The sequence below is a fragment of the Paenibacillus sp. NPDC058367 genome, assembly GCF_042723305.1.
Taxonomy (GTDB): Bacteria; Bacillota; Bacilli; order Paenibacillales; family Paenibacillaceae; genus Paenibacillus_AQ.
Window position 1 is genome coordinate 72,810 of sequence record NZ_JBHXIZ010000006.1, and the last position, 18,344, is coordinate 91,153.

Below are 18,344 nucleotides of genomic sequence, written 5' to 3' on the forward strand. Positions count from 1 at the left end.
TCGCTCATATGCAGTTTCTTGGTTAATAGAAAAAGCACCGATCAGGGCGCTTTGGGTAACGGGTGCTGAGTCTACTATCTGGTCGGTTGTCTGGATTTTCACGAGTGAAAGTATCTACACCGCTGAGTTCAATGATGTTAGCTTGTCACCTCCCACCACCATAATTCGGTGTATAGAAGATAAATCCTGCAATATGCATAAAGAGCCGCATTGGCGACCCTGATTACTAATTGCGTATCATAATATTTCTTCTCATTCAATTCACCGGGTATTAGTTAAGTAATAAACATCACCATTTAGTTTGGAGACTCGAAATTTCCTATTCAAATCAAGTTCCTTGGTAGGAGTAATAATAATTACAGATTTTCTTAATGAAGGATCTAACGCCTCCATTTCTCTAGAATATTCAGATATCGTAGCAATATAGACATATTTCCCTGAAGTGAAAAAAAGCGGACAAACACTAATCGAATCAGTCTTAACGTATATAAGAATAACAATCCCTATCGTTAATACTGTTAATACCAAATTTATGACGGAGGCATGATCAATTGAAATCAATGGTATAAATAAGGTCATTAAAAAAAATGAATAGTCATTCACACTTAAGTTCTCATATTTTCTTACAAAGAATATATCTCCAGTAGTCTCAGCTAATAAGTCTTTTTCTAAATCTTCAAAGTACCATTTTGTAACTACTCTATACAATACTAAGGAAAATAAAATAATCAACATTATCACAATAAAATCAACAAAGTATTGGTTGATTTTTTGACTTATCAAATAAATAATTTTGCTCTTTGATAAAAAATTATTACTATCTATAAATCGATAAATCATAATTAACAAAAGAGGTAAATATGCAGTTAACCACAATATAAATTGCTCTTTTTTTCCCCACATATTTAATCCCCTTCCTTAGAATCTCAACAAAAAATTAATCGTATGCCATGACCACTCTATAATCCTCTGTGAGGAATGATTTAGCAATCTTATCTGCAAAGAAATGAATCAAAGGGGTTGGGCTTACTCCTTCGCTAAATTTTATTTTGTATTGTTCCACATCAATATATTCAAGTAGTTTCCAAACTGATCCAAATTTCTCGATATACTCTTCCCTTTTTTCTGGATTAGTGGGTGCTTTTCTTTTAATTTTAGCAAGTTCATCACATCTGGCTTCAAATTTATTCTGCAAGACAGCTAAGGTTTGAGGTTTTATTTGTGCTAAACCTCTAGAAAATAGATATTTTTTGCATGATGTTTCAAAAAGCTCCTTGTTTGCTGATTCGCCCTCAAAAAAGGGCATAGAAATTATATTAGTTAAGTTCTCATCTCTTAATTTAGTTATATGGTCTGTATAATCAAATGCATATTCAAAGTTAGTAACATTTCTAATGAATATACAATTATCGATAATAATAAAGCTAATGCTTCCACCAAGTTCAATAATTGTCTCATTTATAAATTCAAACTGATTTGAACTTTTAGAGACCCATCGCTTTGTACGAGCACCATTCTTTTTAATTCCTTTATAGAAACAAAAGTACGCAAATTCATTATCATAAGCCACTTTAACCATCTGAAAAAGTGAATCCTTCTCAACATACATGGGATCCGGGTTTCTGATTGAGGCAACTAGTTTGTTTTTTTTATCTTTGAGTGGCGAAAGTGACACATCATATTTCGCAATTGATTCATTTTTTGTTATTTCATGATTATAATCACATACTGCAAATTTCCTTATCCCTTCTTCATTAGCCACCTTCAATTTATCTAATGACTCAACAATAAATTCTTTCAACCACTTCTTCACATCAGGAGCAAGCGCCGTTTCTGAGCTTTGGTAATACGCATCAGATTCTTTTTGCTTTTTAACTAAACTTAAAGACAGGTTAACTTTTTTAAACTTATCATCAGTAAGTTCACTTAATTTCCATAACAGATTATTTTCATTATTAATATCCATCAAAATCCCCCCTATGACCTCATAATTCGACATCTGGAAGGGTTTCCCTGCAAATATAACCCATGTACCTTAGTTCGCTCTCACCTCTGAGCTTTTGGGGTTTAAATTATGGGCTATTTATAATACAAAAAGAAAGAGCCGCTTCTCAGCGACTCCATACTTTATTTTCCAATTCTATACCACTCGGTAATACAGTTTTCCAATCGGAGTGCCTTTTACTTCCCAGTGCCTTACCCCAGTCCATGAATTATGGTTAGTTTGTGTGTACATATTCTCAATTCTCAACAATTCAACATGATCAAATTCATATCTACCTGCACCTGGAGCACCTGCCCAGCCTTCAACAATTTTTTTTCCTACATACTCTAATGCCGCAGTAGCCTCACGATTTATCTCCCAATCTTGAGCTGGGCTTGGTCGACGATAATAAAGATTTCCGATTAGAAGTTGTGGATCATCGGAACCCGGATGTGTCCAAAGAACCGGCTCATTACTCAAAAACCTCATCTTGTCAAACTCTGTAGCGACCCCACCCTCTCTTAAAAATTCTGGAGCCCCACCCCCAGAGCTAATGCCCCCAAAATTATTAGTTGCACTGTTGTTTAGTGGACTGTTCTGACTTTTCTGATAAATGTGAGTAATCATGATTTTCCTCCCTAAAATTAATTTTCACTTCGTTTATTGTTAATTAAAAGTAATATTATTATTCAATCCATTTTTTCGCTTTTACGAATTCTAACTAAAGTTATATGACAATGCTTTTCGCCAATCTTCTAAACATTTGGGAGCAAGAAAACGGTATGCCCTAACGCCTCCCGACGTTGCCAGCATATCGCTCATTTGAGGTGGGCAAGGATTTGCACCCTGGTTGGTAAATTTCGCGGTATCTCCTTTATGCCCGACATTGCTGAAGCCTCAGCGCCCTTTTAACATAAGCCATTAGCTACACCGTTACATTTGCGTCTACCTATTCCGCCACCACATCATTAATTGGTCTTTTCCACCTTTTGTTCGTTAACATCCGAGGTGCTACTGTTACACTAACCCCATAACAAAAAAGCCACCTATTGGCGACTTCTTAGAGTTCATTTATTTGATAAGTTGGTGTAAAGCCTCTTCATTTATCAAAGCTCGCACATTGCTTTCGCTTATAACTAACTCCGGTCCTCTGCGTTGTGCGATGGTTATCAATACATTGAGTACGTCTACCATTCTGTTCTCGGTAGCATTTGCGTACTCCTTTGCTCGATACTCTATAATACTGTAACTCTCACCAAAGAGGTCCTGTGCCTTATGTATTATTTCGAGGTCCATCTCTCCAACCTCCCATATCATTTTTAAATCAATGATACTACATATACTATAGGAAACAAAAAGAACAGCTATCCCGCAAATGATACCCTTGCGACTCTCTGTAGGCTTTACGCTCTTGGCTACCTACCGCCGTCAAACAGGTACTGATTTGTGTCGGGTGCTGCTCTTTCTTGATTTCCTATGCTACTAATATAACACGCCTAAAACCTAATGCTCATTCCTAATCCTTTGTTTTTCCTTCTATTATTCTTTACTCTCTGCTGTTACTTTGTGGTTTTTAATACATCTCTTTGGAGTTGATCTAGACTCTCAGCTGCATCTGACTGCATGTTTGGTAGCAAATGCCCATATGTGTCCAGTGTGAACGACACCGAGGTATGCCCTAATCTTTCAGATATAACCTTGATGTGTACCTTCTGTTGGATCAAGAAAGCCACATGCGTATGTCTCAGATCATAAAAGGTAATATGCGGTGCTTCGTATTTCTTTAATTGTCGATCCCACATTCGTTGAATGCTCCTACTGGTTACAGGACCACCAAAAGAAGTACACACTACTAGATCATTATTTTGATATTCAGAACCCAACAATAATCTTTCTTGAAGAATAAACGCTCTTTGCTCTTTCAATACCTCGATAGTACCAGCGGAAAGAGCGATACTTCTAACACTTGAGTCTGTTTTCGCACCTTTCTTTATACGGCGCTTTTTGGTTACTGTCTGCTCAATAGTCAGTGTTTTATTATTGAAATCAATATCAGACCAACGTAATCCGAAAATCTCGCCTGGTCGCATTCCCGTCATCATAGCCATGTATGTGGCAACCCAATAACGACTTTGCCCTTTAGTTTTCTCTAAAAATTCAAATGCAAACTCAGGCATCCAAACTGAAATGATTTTTTTACTTACCTTTGGCTTGTTAACGGCTTTACATGGATTATCATTAATTAGTTTTTTCTTCACAGCGTCATTTAGACATGTATTTACATTGGAGAATGCCCGTTTAACAGTCTCTTCAGCGAGCTCCTTTTCTTCAACCAAGAATGTTAAAAAGTTATCTATATGTTGTGGATTAAGCTTAGATAATGGAATGTCACCTATAGCTGGTTTAATGTAGAGTCTTATATTGTTTTGATACATCTCCCTTGTCTCAGGTGATATATTTCTTTTTGTCCTGCACCAGTTATCAATGAAGTCTCCAAAAATAGCTTTTTGAGGTTCAACATAATCACCATTCATCAGCTGAGTTTTATGTTTTGCTTCTGCAGCCTCTGCTAGCTTCTTAGTCCTAAACCCCCGTGCTTTCGCGCGGTCCCTCACACCATTAGTAATGGTTCCCGTATAAAATGAGTAGTACCAAGGATTATTTTTAACGTTCTTATCTTTATACGCTCCCATTGAGCAACCTCCGATCATTTACAATCTCATTAACACCAAATTAACACCAAATCGTAAAAAAAGCAATTTAAATTCAATAAAAACCCTTATATATCAAGTACTTTAAATAAAGGTGTTATACCCTTCAATGGTGTCACCCCTCCTTGCCCTGGGTTTGTTTGGTATAACAAGGTAAAGGGATACAGTCAAAACATATTATGTATTGATGAAGTTAATGGTGCTGTCATAACTACAAAATGGGCTTAACCATCCGAAGCTTATTACACCGCTTTAGTGAGGACATTCACCCGCAAAACTTGAAATCTCTTGGATAGAATCATCTCCTTACAGGGCAAACTACAACTTGTTGTTTCTTATTAAAAGGAGGTGTAAGTATGAGCAACTCGAAAAATAATCAACCTACTAAGGCAGAGGTACAAACTACGAAATTAAACAAATTGCCACTAGTTGGTAAATTCGAACCGGAATTTTCTGCTGAGGAAGCCGCAGAAGTATTCAAAAATCATCCCACTACGGAACATGAATCCCATAATGAACAATAAAATAAAGACGACACAGAATGAGGCTGTCGAATAAGTAGCTTTTTCCTATAAATGAGACAGCCCGGTTAATTATAAAAACTGTATGCAGCACATAGCAGCGATTCATCCATTATTGGAGAATCGCTGTTTTGTGTTGTTGGTCGTTGACTGCTCGCTTCAACAGTGTATTCATCATCTCCTTAAGAGGGTTACGGTCCCAGATGACGTTATCAGTAAATTTTTCGCATTTTAAGCAGAGTTTCGGACCCCAAAATTAGATATATTTCTACAAACTCAACTCCCAGTCCCGGGAGTTTTTTTATCTTGCAAAATATAACTATGAAATACATCACAATTTTATATTGACAGTAAATGTATACGGACTTATGATAAGTCCAGCATAAATGATAACGATTATCATTCACATATAAAAAAAGGGGTGCTTCATTCAATGAAATTCACATATGCCGTGCCTGCAGGTCTACTTGCAGCCTCCATACTATTTACCGGGTGTGCCAGTAACAACAATAACAGTAATAGCAATACTAGCAATAATAACTCTGCAAATGCTGCTAACAGTACCAAGGCAACAAATACATCTGATACTACTACAGCAACTACTGCCGACTTCACATCAGCGGTTGAACAATATCGTACATATGTCATCGAGCAATGTGATGAATTTGTAAAGCAAACGGAAAATTTCACGAATGCAGTTAAAGAAGCAAAGATTGAGGATGCAAAGGCACTTTATGCACCAGCCCGCATGTATTACGAGCGAATTGAGCCGATTGCAGAAGCACTTGGTGATTTGGATCCGAATATTGATGCCCGTGAGAATGACGTAGATGCTGCTGAATGGCGCGGCTTCCATAAGCTTGAAAAGGCACTCTGGCAGGATAACACTACCAAAGATATGACCGAAGTTGCTGACCAATTATTGAAAGATGCCCAGCTTCTACGTGCGAAAGTAGAGACCGTAGAGATCGATGCCAATCTGCTCGTTACTGGTGCTGTAGAACTGCTTAATGAGGTTTCTTCTTCTAAAGTAACAGGTGAGGAAGAACGTTACTCCCACACAGATCTGTACGATTTCGTCGCTAATGTTGAAGGTGCCCAAAAGATATACGAGCTGTTAAAGCCAGAACTGGCGAAAAAAGATGCTGAGCTGGAAAAAACGATTGGTGAACGGTTTGCAGCCTTGCAAGCTGAGCTTGCTCCTTTCAAATCTGGAGATGGATATGTTTCCTATGAAGAGCTGAAGGAAGAAGATGTGCGTAAGTTGAGTCAGAATTTGGATGCCTTGGCTGAGCCATTGTCCAACATGGGAACTATTCTAGGAGTGTGATCATCATGAATAAGCAAAATAGATCTACGGGAGTACCAGTGAATGCAGAGGGTGCCCCTCTCAATGGAGAAACCAAGAGCAATCTTATATTAGATAAAAAACTAAGCCGCCGCGATATGCTGCGGCTTACTGGCGCCACTAGCCTTGGTCTATTATTAGGTGGTGGAGGTGTTGGTGGAATTATGGCTGCGCGCAATGCCGTAGCTGAGCCAACAGTAGCCTCCGATGCTGATTCCATTCCTTTTTACGGGAGTCATCAGGCCGGCATTCTAACCCCTGCGCAAAATTTTATTTACTTTGCATCCTTTGATCTGACCACAACGAAGCTATCCGATGTAAAAAAGCTAATGCAAGCATGGACAACTGCCGCAGCTTCTCTTACTACTGGCAGCCTCATTGGCGACGTCAATGACAACCCTAATCTCCCACCCTCCGATACAGGTGAAGTGGATGGTTTAAACCCTTCACGTTGTACGCTTACCTTTGGTGTCGGTCCTTCTTTTTTTGACAACAGATTCGGTTTATCTTCCAAGCGTCCAACCCTATTAGCCGACCTTCCAGCATTTACGGGAGACAACCTGGATCCTAAGTGGTGTGGTGGAGATATTTGTGTCCAAGCATGTGCTGATGATCTGCAGGTGGCCTTCCATGCCATCCGAAATCTGGCACGTATCGCCCGTGGCACAGCCGTACTCCGCTGGACACAGGAAGGCTTCCAGCGCACAGGAACAGCAGATCCTAAGGGAGCGACGCCACGTAATCTTCTAGGTTTTAAAGACGGCACAGGAAATCCAGATACTACGAACGAAGCAGAAATGAACGAAGTGGTCTGGAACAGCAGCAGTGACGGTCCTTCATGGATGAGCGGCGGCACTTATATGGCAGTTCGCCGTGTACGTTTCCGAATTGAGGTCTGGGACCGTTCCTCTCTGAGCGATCAAGAAGCCACCTTCGGCCGTTATCGTCATAGCGGAGCACCTATCGGTGCAAAGGATGAATTCGATGATCTGAATCTTAAAGCGGCTGATGCTTCCGGGAAGCCCGTCATTCCGCCGGATTCACATTCAGCCTTAGCGCATGGTGACGGCACAGTCAAAATGCTGCGCCGCTCCTACTCCATTTCCAGCGGATTAGATATCGCAACAGGTCAACTCGATGCAGGATTATTATTCATCAGCTTTCAACGGGATTTAATGAAGCAATTTGTTGCGATCCAGCAGCGCCTCTCGAAAAGTGATCGGCTAAACGAATATATGACGCATACAGGCAGTGCGGTATTTGCCTGCTTCCCAGGTATTCGCCAAGGCGGCTACATCGGGGAAGCACTTTTAGGCTAAGCCAGGCCTAATTTTCCAATCGAATGTTCCTGTCCATTATTGAAAGGGGATTATCCCGATGTACTCTCTTAATAAACGGCTGCTATCGAAGGCAGCCGTAATGATTCTGTTTAGCATCATATGTATACTGATGCTTTCTAACCCGGCGGGGGCGAAGGGTGATGGCTCGGTCGACGAACTGCTGCCGTCTGTCGGCAGCGCGCTCGTCGAAGCCGGCCAGAGCCGCTGGGACGCGGCCGCCGCCGATGTAGAAGCGTTCGCTGCGCTATGGCGCACCGCGAACGAGAACACGCCGGACCCGGCACTTGCCGGTCCTGCTGCCGCCGTTGACGCCGCGCTTGCAGACGCGGCGGCGGCCCTTGCGGCGGGCGATGGTGCGCCCGCCAAAACGGCACTGTCCACGCTCGCAAGAAGCGTGGACGCGTATGTCACCGCCGCCTCCGGCACGGACGGCGGTGACACTGGATCCGCCGGTCGCGAGACGGCGGCGAAGCTGTTGCCCGCGGCGGAGCGCACGCGGGATGCGGTGCGCAGCGCCGACTGGAGCGCGGCAGCGGCAGCGTACCGCGACATCGTCAGCGGATGGAAGCCGGCAGAGCGCAACATCCGGGCCGACAATTCCGCCGTCTACAGCTTGCTGGAGACGAAGATCAGCCTGTTGCGCATCGCGCTGCAGGCAGAACCGCTCCGCGAGGAGTCGGCGAAATCAGAAGCAGAAGCCTTATATCAGCTGCTTGCTGATTACAGTGAAGGCAAAGCAATAGATGCTGGGGATACTTCCGGTAAACCAGCATCTATTGAAGGACTGATCAGCCATCTCAACAAAGCTTCTTCCACCGCCAAAGCAGGCAACAGCGCAGAAGCAGCTAATATCATGGAGCAATTCATCGTAGATTGGCCCTCTGCTGAAGGACAAGTACAGATCGCATCTCCAGCGGTATATACCAATATTGAGAACGAAAGTGCAGCAGTCACTGGCTATCTGCTCTCTAATCCACCTAAGCTAGATCAAGCCTTAAAGATCATGGATAATATGGTCACTGAGCTGACTCCTTTGGCTGGTGAGACAACCTATAATGCTTGGGATGCTGCGCTAATTCTTCTGCGTGAAGGACTGGAGGCGATTCTCGTATTGTCTGCCCTTCTTGCCTACCTGAAACGTGATGGGAACACAAAAGCACAGAAATGGATTTGGTCTGGCGCAGCTGTAGGACTTGTAGCGAGTATCGGATTAGCCGTTCTACTCACCTATACCATTTCCCGCGCGGCATCTGGTGGAGCACGCGAGATGATAGAAGGCATCACAGGTCTTGTAGCCGTCATTATGATGCTTACCATTGGACGCTGGCTGCATAGTAAATCAAATACCGCAAATTGGAACAACTATGTTGGACGGCAAGTGGATGGAGCATTAGCCAAGGGCAATCTCTGGTCTTTATCCTCCGTAGCAGCGCTTGCGATTTTACGTGAAGGAGCAGAAACCACCATTTTTTATGTAGGGATGGCCCCTTCCATTAAAGTGTCTCAATTGCTGCTAGGGATCGGTAGTGCTCTAGTCATTCTAGCAATTGTAGGTTACGCAATTATTGCCTTAAGTGCGAAATTGCCGATTGCCGCCTTCTTCCGTACAGCTACACTTCTTATTTACTATTTAGTATTTCGCTTTCTTGGAGAGAGCATTCACTCCCTTCAAGTCGCAGGGAAACTACCCGCACATGTACAGGATGGATTACCTTCTATTAGCTGGCTCGGGATGTATCCAACTTGGGAAACTTTAGTGCCTCAGATGCTTGTCCTTGCGTTTATTGTGTGGGAGATGCTACGCAATAGAGCACCAAAAGCGTCACAAACTGTATAGCTACAAAGAAAAAAACGGTTGTCATCTTTTAACGATGACAACCGTTTTTTGTAGATTTTAAATGAAGCCGATCCTAGGACCTTTACATTAAAAATGAAACTAGATGTACCGGTCCGTCACGCCCGTTAGGTTACGCCGGTTTAGTCCGGTAATCCCTTGCAACTACAGTCTAATTTATGAAATGGATTCCATAGCAAGCTTTTTATTTGCAAAGTAATTTACGGACGATATGATAGAATAAAAAGACTAGACACTACACACAAACACCAAAGGGAGGCTGTTGTTCTCGAATGGCTAATATAAAAGAAATCGCCCGTATGGCTGGTGTTTCCGTGACAACGGTCTCGCGAGTACTCAATAATCATCCTTATGTAAGTGAAACCAAACGAACCGCTGTTTTAAATACGATTGAAAAGTTAAACTACACGCGTAATATGAATGCCGTGCATCTAATTACCGGCCGTACCCACGCCATTGCCGTTATTATCCCTAATATCAACATTTTTTATTTTTCTGTAATTATTGAAGGCTTAGCCCAAGAAGCGTTGCTAGCGCAATACCGCTTGATTCTGTGCCAGACCGATTACCGCCATGAAGAAGAACTCAAGGTACTGGAGATGCTGCGCAACAAAGAAATTGACGGCGTGGTAATTGTATCTACGAGAATGAGCTCAGAAGTCATTGATGAATATACAGCATATGGCCCGATAGTCATCTGCCAAGATAGAGGTGAACGCCGCTTCTCTTCTGTGTATATCGAACATTATTCCGCTTTTCGCTCCGGCCTGCAGTACTTGCATGATAAGGGGTATGAACAGATAGGTTACTGTGAAGGCAGACAACATGGCAGCAGTAGTTCTATCCGGCAAATTGCCTTTAGTGACTTTCTAGCCGCTACAGGCCAGCCTTTTCAGGAAGAATGGATGATGTATAACTGTATGAATGAAGAGGACGGTGGACGTGTACTGCACCAACTGCTGAAAATGAAGAACCGGCCTAATGCCCTAATTATTTCAGGCGATCATGTGGCAGCCGGTCTAATCATCGAAGCGTGGAAGAACGGTATCCGTATTCCTGAGGATCTGGCCGTCATCGGATTTGACGACCAGCCGATCGGACGACTTTTAGGTCTAACCACCATAGATAACCAGTTACCCGAAATGGGCGTTACAGCTTTTCGGATCATTTATGATCAGATCCAAAATAATGATAGTCATCCTGTACACCGTAAGCTTGAGTATCGCATTATTGAACGTTCTACGGTATAGCACGTTTCAGGTATTGTTCAAAAACGGTCCACCTCGCTGTCTTCTGTGAGTGGGCCGTTTTTATTTAAATAGAAGAGAGACTAATAATTCTCGCATATTATCCTTATTGTATTCATTTTTACCCCTTGCATCCGGATAGATTTTGTTTTATTCTGAGTATGAAAATAATTTTCTTATTTGAAGAAGTAATTTTAAAAATAATTTTAAAAAGTTACATTAGAAGTCGAGGTGGATTGATGTCCCCAATTTTATATGCACTTGAGCATGAAAAGTCCAAGCTGTCTCAAATGGAGCGCAAGCTGGCGGAACGGATCCTGTCATCACCAGGTGAAATCGTTCATATGGGCATCACAGAACTCGCGGAGCAATGCGGTATTAGTCCTGCTACTATCACACGTTTTTGTAAGGTTCTACATTTTAAAGGCTTCCCAGATTTCAAAGTAAAGCTGGCGGCTGAAATTGCTCATAGCGATGCAGCGCCTCAGGATGGCGGTTCTTCTTATCAGGATATCGTTGCAGGTAACCCGCTTTCCGTAATTGTGGAAGCGATGCAAACGAACCACCTGACATCCATCCGGGATACTACTTCACTCCTAGATCTGGAACGATTACAAGCAGCCGTTAATTTATTGTGCCAAGCACGGCGAGTGGATCTTTACGGGATGGCGACTTCCTCCATTGTCGCACAAGATTTCTATCAGAAGCTGATCCGCATTGGCGTGAATTGCACCGCTTTCGCTGATTCCCATATGCAGATTACATCTGCCTCTTCGCTATCTGAAGGCGATGTCGTATTCGCAGTATCGTATTCCGGAGAAACCCCAGAGACCATTGATGCTTTAACTTGTGCCAAAGCCAGCGGAGCAAGCACCATCGCTCTAACCTCTTACGGCAGCAGCACCTTGGCAACTCTGGCTGATATTCCACTCTTCTCCTCTTCTCTGGAAAAAGGAATGCGCCGAGGAGATATGGCTTCACGTATTGCCCAGCTACACATCATTGATATTTTGTTTACTGGAATGGTCAGCACCCGTTTTGGGGATTTTATTCCTAGACTGGAGCAATCTTATTTGAATGTCCAACATTACCGAAACAAACGAGGAGGTCAATCTTAATGAATATTCTTAAGTTCAATAGTGATGAAGATTTTGTACAAACGGGTGCGAATCTTATCGCCAGCCTGCTTCAAAGCAATCCAAAAGCGGTGCTCGGTCTAGCGACCGGAAGTTCCCCAGTTGGTGTTTATGCCAAATTGGTCGAAATGCACCAAAAAGGACTTGTAAGCTTCGCGAAAGCCACTTCCTTCAATTTGGATGAGTATATCGGATTGCCTGTTGATCACCCGCAGAGCTATCGCAGTTTCATGAACGAGCAATTATTCAATCATATTGATATTGATCCAGGACAGACACATATCCCTAACGGCAATGCAGCAGATATGGAAGCGGAGTGCCTCGCATACGACAAAATGCTGGAAGAGAACGGACCGGTTGACTTGCAGATCCTCGGGATTGGAAGCAACGGTCATATCGGTTTCAATGAACCAGATACCAATCTGAGCAGCAAAACCCATGTCGTTGATTTGCTTGAAGACACACGGGAAGCAAATGCCAGATTCTTCGACTCTTTGGACGATGTACCTCGGCAAGCAATAACCATGGGCATCGGAGGCATTCTCAAAGCTCGCCAGATTCTATTGTTAGTACGCGGTGCTGGCAAAGCTGAAGCCATCCGGAATGCCGTTGAAGGTCCGATTACTACCCAATGCCCTGCATCTTTACTGCAGAGCCATCCGAATGTAATCGTCCTTGTAGATGAAGGAGCAGGAAAATGGCTGAAATAAATAAAGAACCAGGAAAATTACTGTTTGGTAAGGTTCTGACTCCCCAAGGATTAATTGAGCATGGCGTGATTGCCGTATCAGGTGAGCAAATTCATTATGCCGGCGAGGCAGCATGGCTTCCAGAGGCTTACGCGCACTGGCCAGCTGATGGTCAAGCTTCGGAAGACCTGCTCATCCCTGGATTTGTAGATGTGCATGTACATGGTGGAGCTGGCCACGACTTTATGTATAGTGATGCTGAATCATTAAATACCATCACTAAATTTCACAGTTCCCAAGGCACAACTACCATGCTGGCTACGACTATGACTGCCTCTAAGCCAGCCATTGACCAAGTATTTGCTGAAATAAACGCATATCGCGCCACTGAGATGCCATACACACAAATCGCGGGCATGCATTTGGAAGGACCGTTCATCAGCCCGAAATGGTCCGGCGCTCAGAATCCTGAGCATATTGTTCTTGCCAATATTGAGTGGCTGGAACAATGGGAGAATGATTATCCGGGCATGATCCGGCAAGTCACATTGGCTCCGGAACGCGAAGGTGCACTAGAAGCTATCCTCTGGCTACGTAAGCATGGTATTACCGCTGCTCTCGGTCACACCGATGCTTCCTTTGAAGAGGTTATTGCCGCGGCAGATGCCGGATTAAATCAAGCCGTGCATATGTTTAATGCAATGACACCATTACATCACCGCAAGCCTGGAACTGCTGGTGCTGTACTGTTCGATAAACGCATACGTGCGGAGATCATCGCCGATGGCATACATGTTCATCCTGCAGCGATTTCTCTAGTGGCTAATCTAAAAAAAGATAACAATTTGTTATTAATTACAGATGCCATGTCTGCAACTGGTCTTAGTGATGGCGAATATACAATCGGTGATTTACCTGTGCTGGTTCAAGATGGCATCGCCACACTTAAAGATAACCCTGCCGCTTTGGCGGGTAGTACACTTACCATGATTCGTGGCTTCCGTTATCTCGTACAAGAAGTAGGGCTCACCTTAGAAGAAGCCTCACGTGCTGCAAGCCTTACTCCGGCGATATCCATTGGAATGGAGCGTTCCATCGGTACCTTGGAAGCCGGAAAACGTGGTGATATCCTGCGTCTTGACGCTGAATTGAATTTGCAAGGCGTATGGATTGGCGGTCGCCCAATTACCATTTAATAAGGTGGTTATATAATAAAAAAGCAACAATTCTCGCCACAAAGGTGAGGACTGTTGCTTTTTTTTGGTTTATAAAATCGAACTATTGATTAATAATTACGTGTTGGGAAAATTCGTTCAACCATCGTTCGGAATTCATCCACAAAACCCTTGATTGGATGACCCGCACGGGCCTCTTCTGCATAAACGTTAACACGCTCAACAAAGTCTGGGTTTGCTGATACATATACATCCTTAATCGTTGCATCATGTTTTTTAACTTCAGCAGCGATTTTCGCTTTAATTTCTTTAGTTACTGTATCTGTTTCTTTCATATTCATAGTGTTATTTGTATTGTTCATGTGAGTCGAATGAGTACTGTTCATGTGAGTCGAATTACTTCTGTAATTCGTACCATGCGTACTATTGGTGTAGTTTGGAGTGGTACTGCGAATACCCATTCCAGTCCCTAAACCATCTGTCATTCCTGTCCCGGTTCCGGTTGCATTTCTGGTTCCCAGGCCCATTCCGTTACCAATACCCATCCCCATATTGACATCACGTTTCGAACCGTTGCTATTCAGCAGAGGTCCATTATTATAAGTATGGGTTCTTGTCCCAGTCGTTCCAGTACCTGTTCCCAAACTTCCCATTCCGGTTGTTCCATTTCTGTGAGTACCCATGCCAAGTGTTGCAGGTCCAGTGCTTGTTGTACCAGGAACTGTATTCATAGTGCCTCTTAAGGTTCCGTTCGTTCCATTCGTTACGGCCCCTGTATCATTCATTCCATCGCGTCCTATTTTCACTCTTCCTGTACCCGACATTACTCCAGTCGGTCCATAATTGTGAGGAACTGTAGACGATTTGGCTCGATAAGATGTAGTACCTTTGGCTCGAAGACCAGTAGTTGTATCATGTAACGTTACAGCGACATACGCATTTTTACCTGCCAGCATTACGTTCGCAGTGCGAACTTCAGGCATAGCAGCAATACGATCAGCAAGCTCCTGACTGACCTCCATTTTTGTAATATTATGCGTACCCATTGTTCCTCCGCGCACGGAGTTTACACCGATACGTCCGTCATTTACCCCCCGGACACTATTAGTTTGCACATTAGTCTTTCCTGCCGTGTTCGTCCCACACCCTGTAATACTCACCAAGCCTAGAAGTAATGCGGCTGAGACTGACATGCTGATCTTGGATCGCATCATGAATTCATCCTCCATCTCTATTGTTGTATGTGTGCAGCGTAACAGTCGTTAGCATGACCTTCCGAAGAACAAGCTATCCTGAAAGGATTTGGAACTATGTCTGTTTACCGTCACCTGCGAATGCACATCGGCGTATCTTATAAACAGTAAGCTGTATTTCAACGAGTCGGTATTGCTCCGCAAAAGTCAGGAGGCACGTGCATGAAAGTTTTATTCACGTTTTATATACCGAGTGGCGGGGTGGAGACTTTAAATAAACTGCGGTGCGAGAGTCTCCAGCGTAATGGGATCGAATGTCATGTTTTATATCTAATGCCTGGTTCAGGAAGCCAGAATAAGGCTAACTTTCCGGTCTTCATTTCCTCTATAGATGAGGAGATTAAAGAAGTACTTGAGACACATAACTATGATGCCATTATTGTTACATCCGATTATTTATTGCTTAAGCGTCTGCGTGAGCTCGGTTATGGCGGTATTTTGATATACGAATCTCAAGGACTTGGAAAACGGAGTCATGCGGAAGATCTAATTAAAGACGCTATTCCTTATTTCCGCTCCTACTGTAATGCTGTCTTAATCCCACCAACGGATCATTTACTGGAGCTGTTTATTGAAATCTGTCCATGGCTACATCGGTATGTCATTCCCAACATTGTTGATGTTCAGTCCTTCCAGCACATCCCTGCTGAGCCTCCCGCTGATCCGGTCATCGCTTGGGTCGGGCGTCTGGAAAGCAACAAAAATTGGCGCGAATATTTGAGAATTGCCCATCAAATTCGCCTTCACAAACCAAACCTTCATTTATGGATGTTTCATGATCCTGAACTAGCCACAGAGGATCAAAAGCGGCTCTTCCAAGAAGAATTGCAAACCTTAGGTCTAAATGACCGTCTGAGTACCTTTACCAATATTCCAAATCATGTGATGCCGATTTATTATTCCTCGATAGCCAATTCTGGTGGGTTTCTGTTATCCACCTCGGTTACAGAGGGATTTGGATATGCCGTTGCGGAAGCCATTTGCTGCACTTGTCCCGTACTTAGCACGGATTCCGACGGCGTTAGATCTTTTATTGTGCATAATATTTCAGGTAAATTTTATCCTCTTGGCAACATCCAAACGGCCGTCAATGAAGGGCTAGAGCTAATGAACAATATGCCAATGCGAAATGCACTCCGCCAGCAAGGAAGAAATTATATGGTTTCACGTTACGGTACGGAAAAATATGCGCAGTCTTTTCGTGAAATGATGAACTCCTTTGCCATTTTCTAACTGCAAAAGAACCTTCAAACCACTTTTTTTGTGGATTTGAAGGTTCTTTTATAATTTTGGGACATACTAAGATGGATTTCTTGATACAATCTCAAATAACATATTTTGAAATATTCGAGTACTTTTTTCCCAAGTGAAATCCTGTGAAACCTCTTCACCCTTACGAGCCAATCGACGGCGTAAAGACGGGTCTCTGATTAAGGTTATAATGTCATCTGCAAGCCGATTCTCAAACCGGTAGGACATTAAACAGTTATGACCATGTGTACAATATTCCTTATTCCCACCGGCGTAAACCGTAACGAGCGCTGCACCACAACGCATAGCCTCAATCCCTGGTAACGAACCTGTATCATACGTACTCGAACTTACAAAAATGTCGCTCTCACTATAGTGGAAACAAAGTTCTGTATCATTCGCTGGAGTTCTTATTTGGTAACGTTCGTCGTTCACTAGGGCTTGTAGCGTTGCAGATTCCGCTTGTTCTCCGGGAGGAGAAATTAAATATATTTCAACCTCTGGATGGTGGGCTTTAACCTTGTTTAATTGCTGAAGTAAATAATCCTGCTCACGGTGAGCTGAGAATCCGCCCTCTGGTTTGCGCATAATCGCGGAAATTACCAGCCTTTTATTACGATCACGGATTTTCGTATTTTTAAAAACAGGACCTACCCCGATCGGTACGATTCTCCCTTTAATCCCATGGTTCATCTGGACAATTCCTTGTTGCCAGTGTGATAGAACCAGTAGGTTAGGTGCAATATTATACGATGAAAAAGAACGGCTATTGTCAGGTAAAAAGGTAGGCTCATAACAAAGCGCCAATCGAACATGAATGCCTTTCCCCTCTTCACTTGCCCGCTGTGATACTTCGACTGTGGTATAGAAGTTGGAGATAATCACATCTCCTGCAGGAAAATCGCTTGCTGCCAGTTCTCCTTCTTGTGCATAGATCAGTTTACATTTCATCTCGTATTCTACGACACCATCACTGGGTAAGAGGATCGTCACTTCATGACCCATTTCTGTCAGACGATTAGCCAGCTCCGTGAGCATACGCTGCGCCCCGCCCCTAGTTAGAGTTAGAACAGGAAATATTAATTTCATTTCCCTCTCTCCTTTTGCAACAAGCGTGATAGAACCCGGCGATGTCTTGCTTGTACCTGCTCAATCTCCTTTTTCTGCTCCTCTTTGTGAATCACTGAGCCCATTTCGTTATGAACTCGGTAATCAAGCAGCGGTTCCTCTATATAAGACCATGTATAATACGGCAAAATACGCAGCCATAGATCATAATCTTGTGTATACAACAATTTCTCATTAAATTTTCCTACTGTGCGGAAGATATCCATATGGAGAAGAACCGTACTTCCATTCACCGGACAGCCTAACATCATGGTCTCAATAAACTGTGTCCTGCTGTCAAAAATCATACTTATCGTCTCTGAAATCCGCCCACCCTGCTCGTTTACATAATAATAGGCTGTATAATTAAACAAAGTATCTGTGCTCTTGAGCATTTGCATCTGGCGATTAATTTTTTTCGGATGAAATAAATCGTCAGCACTTAGCCAGGCAAAATAAGTTCCGGTAGCCACTCCTATACCTTTGTTTAGCGCGGAGGCGGTTCCTCCATTGCTTTTTCGTATATAAATAATCTTATCCTTGAAGGGCTCAAGCTTCTCCATCCAAAGAGTAGATCCATCATCGATTACAATGATCTCTATGTTCGAATAACTTTGTTCCAAGACGCTTTGGATGGCGAGATCCACATATGGACAGTTATAAAAAGGAATGATCACCGACACTTTAGGTTCTTCACTCATGCGCTCACCTCCTTCACCTGAAGCTC

The 18,344-nt window shown here is 43.1% G+C and carries 16 protein-coding genes; 9 read left to right on the top strand and 7 right to left on the bottom strand.

All coding sequences use genetic code 11. The features are described from left to right. Window positions 1–261 precede the first annotated feature (261 nt). The 4 genes from ACFWMP_RS25715 to ACFWMP_RS25730 form a co-directional block, all read right to left on the bottom strand. Window positions 262–903, bottom strand: coding sequence for a hypothetical protein (locus ACFWMP_RS25715; protein WP_379425049.1), 642 nt, complete (start codon window positions 901–903; stop codon window positions 262–264). Window positions 904–937: 34 nt separating this feature from the next. Continuing rightward, a complete protein-coding gene (locus ACFWMP_RS25720) occupies window positions 938–1,966 on the bottom strand; it encodes a Kiwa anti-phage protein KwaB-like domain-containing protein (RefSeq protein ID WP_379425050.1) in 1,029 nt (342 codons plus the stop codon). A gap of 174 nt (window positions 1,967–2,140) precedes the next feature. Then, window positions 2,141–2,611 (bottom strand): hypothetical protein, encoded by a 471-nt coding sequence (locus ACFWMP_RS25725; RefSeq protein WP_379425051.1) that lies wholly within the window; start codon window positions 2,609–2,611, stop codon window positions 2,141–2,143. A gap of 932 nt (window positions 2,612–3,543) precedes the next feature. After that, entirely contained in the window at window positions 3,544–4,677 is a 1,134-nt protein-coding gene (locus tag ACFWMP_RS25730; RefSeq protein ID WP_379425052.1) for a tyrosine-type recombinase/integrase, read from the bottom strand. A 374-nt stretch (window positions 4,678–5,051) separates the two neighbouring features. Between ACFWMP_RS25730 and ACFWMP_RS25735 the strand changes: the two genes are divergently transcribed. From ACFWMP_RS25735 to nagA, 8 genes are all read left to right on the top strand, one after another. Further along, window positions 5,052–5,219, top strand: a complete 168-nt coding sequence (locus ACFWMP_RS25735) for a hypothetical protein (protein WP_179085837.1) — start codon at window positions 5,052–5,054, stop codon at window positions 5,217–5,219. 430 nt (window positions 5,220–5,649) lie between these two features. Then, complete coding sequence (efeO, locus tag ACFWMP_RS25740; RefSeq protein ID WP_379425053.1) at window positions 5,650–6,546, top strand: iron uptake system protein EfeO; 897 nt, start codon at window positions 5,650–5,652, stop codon at window positions 6,544–6,546. Between the two features lie 5 nt (window positions 6,547–6,551). Next, complete coding sequence (gene efeB, locus ACFWMP_RS25745; RefSeq protein WP_379425054.1) at window positions 6,552–7,883, top strand: iron uptake transporter deferrochelatase/peroxidase subunit; 1,332 nt, start codon at window positions 6,552–6,554, stop codon at window positions 7,881–7,883. Between the two features lie 58 nt (window positions 7,884–7,941). Further along, window positions 7,942–9,741 (top strand): FTR1 family iron permease, encoded by a 1,800-nt coding sequence (locus tag ACFWMP_RS25750; RefSeq protein WP_379425055.1) that lies wholly within the window; start codon window positions 7,942–7,944, stop codon window positions 9,739–9,741. Between the two features lie 290 nt (window positions 9,742–10,031). Further along, window positions 10,032–11,009 (top strand): LacI family DNA-binding transcriptional regulator, encoded by a 978-nt coding sequence (locus ACFWMP_RS25755; protein WP_042191457.1) that lies wholly within the window; start codon window positions 10,032–10,034, stop codon window positions 11,007–11,009. 236 nt (window positions 11,010–11,245) lie between these two features. Beyond that, window positions 11,246–12,124 carry a MurR/RpiR family transcriptional regulator gene (locus ACFWMP_RS25760; protein WP_042191459.1) on the top strand — a complete coding sequence of 293 codons (879 nt, stop codon included), beginning with the start codon at window positions 11,246–11,248 and terminating at the stop codon, window positions 12,122–12,124. Further along, entirely contained in the window at window positions 12,124–12,852 is a 729-nt protein-coding gene (nagB, locus tag ACFWMP_RS25765; protein ID WP_379425058.1) for a glucosamine-6-phosphate deaminase, read from the top strand. The genes ACFWMP_RS25760 and nagB overlap by 1 nt, the downstream gene beginning before the upstream one ends. After that, a complete protein-coding gene (nagA, locus tag ACFWMP_RS25770) occupies window positions 12,840–14,027 on the top strand; it encodes an N-acetylglucosamine-6-phosphate deacetylase (RefSeq protein WP_379425060.1) in 1,188 nt (395 codons plus the stop codon). Before nagB ends, nagA begins: the two co-directional genes overlap by 13 nt. A gap of 89 nt (window positions 14,028–14,116) precedes the next feature. Here nagA and ACFWMP_RS25775 read toward each other — a convergent pair whose 3' ends face one another. Then, entirely contained in the window at window positions 14,117–15,220 is a 1,104-nt protein-coding gene (locus tag ACFWMP_RS25775; protein ID WP_379425062.1) for a YhcN/YlaJ family sporulation lipoprotein, read from the bottom strand. 201 nt (window positions 15,221–15,421) lie between these two features. On the opposite strand from ACFWMP_RS25775, the gene ACFWMP_RS25780 reads away from it, so the two are divergent. Beyond that, window positions 15,422–16,492, top strand: a complete 1,071-nt coding sequence (locus ACFWMP_RS25780; protein WP_379425064.1) for a glycosyltransferase family 4 protein — start codon at window positions 15,422–15,424, stop codon at window positions 16,490–16,492. A 66-nt stretch (window positions 16,493–16,558) separates the two neighbouring features. On the opposite strand, the gene ACFWMP_RS25785 is transcribed toward ACFWMP_RS25780, so the two are convergent. Together ACFWMP_RS25785 and ACFWMP_RS25790 are read right to left on the bottom strand one after the other, a co-directional pair. Continuing rightward, window positions 16,559–17,599, bottom strand: a complete 1,041-nt coding sequence (locus ACFWMP_RS25785; protein ID WP_042191466.1) for a glycosyltransferase family 4 protein — start codon at window positions 17,597–17,599, stop codon at window positions 16,559–16,561. Beyond that, window positions 17,596–18,318 (bottom strand): glycosyltransferase, encoded by a 723-nt coding sequence (locus ACFWMP_RS25790; protein WP_379425066.1) that lies wholly within the window; start codon window positions 18,316–18,318, stop codon window positions 17,596–17,598. The genes ACFWMP_RS25785 and ACFWMP_RS25790 overlap by 4 nt, the downstream gene beginning before the upstream one ends. Window positions 18,319–18,344: the final 26 nt, after the last annotated feature.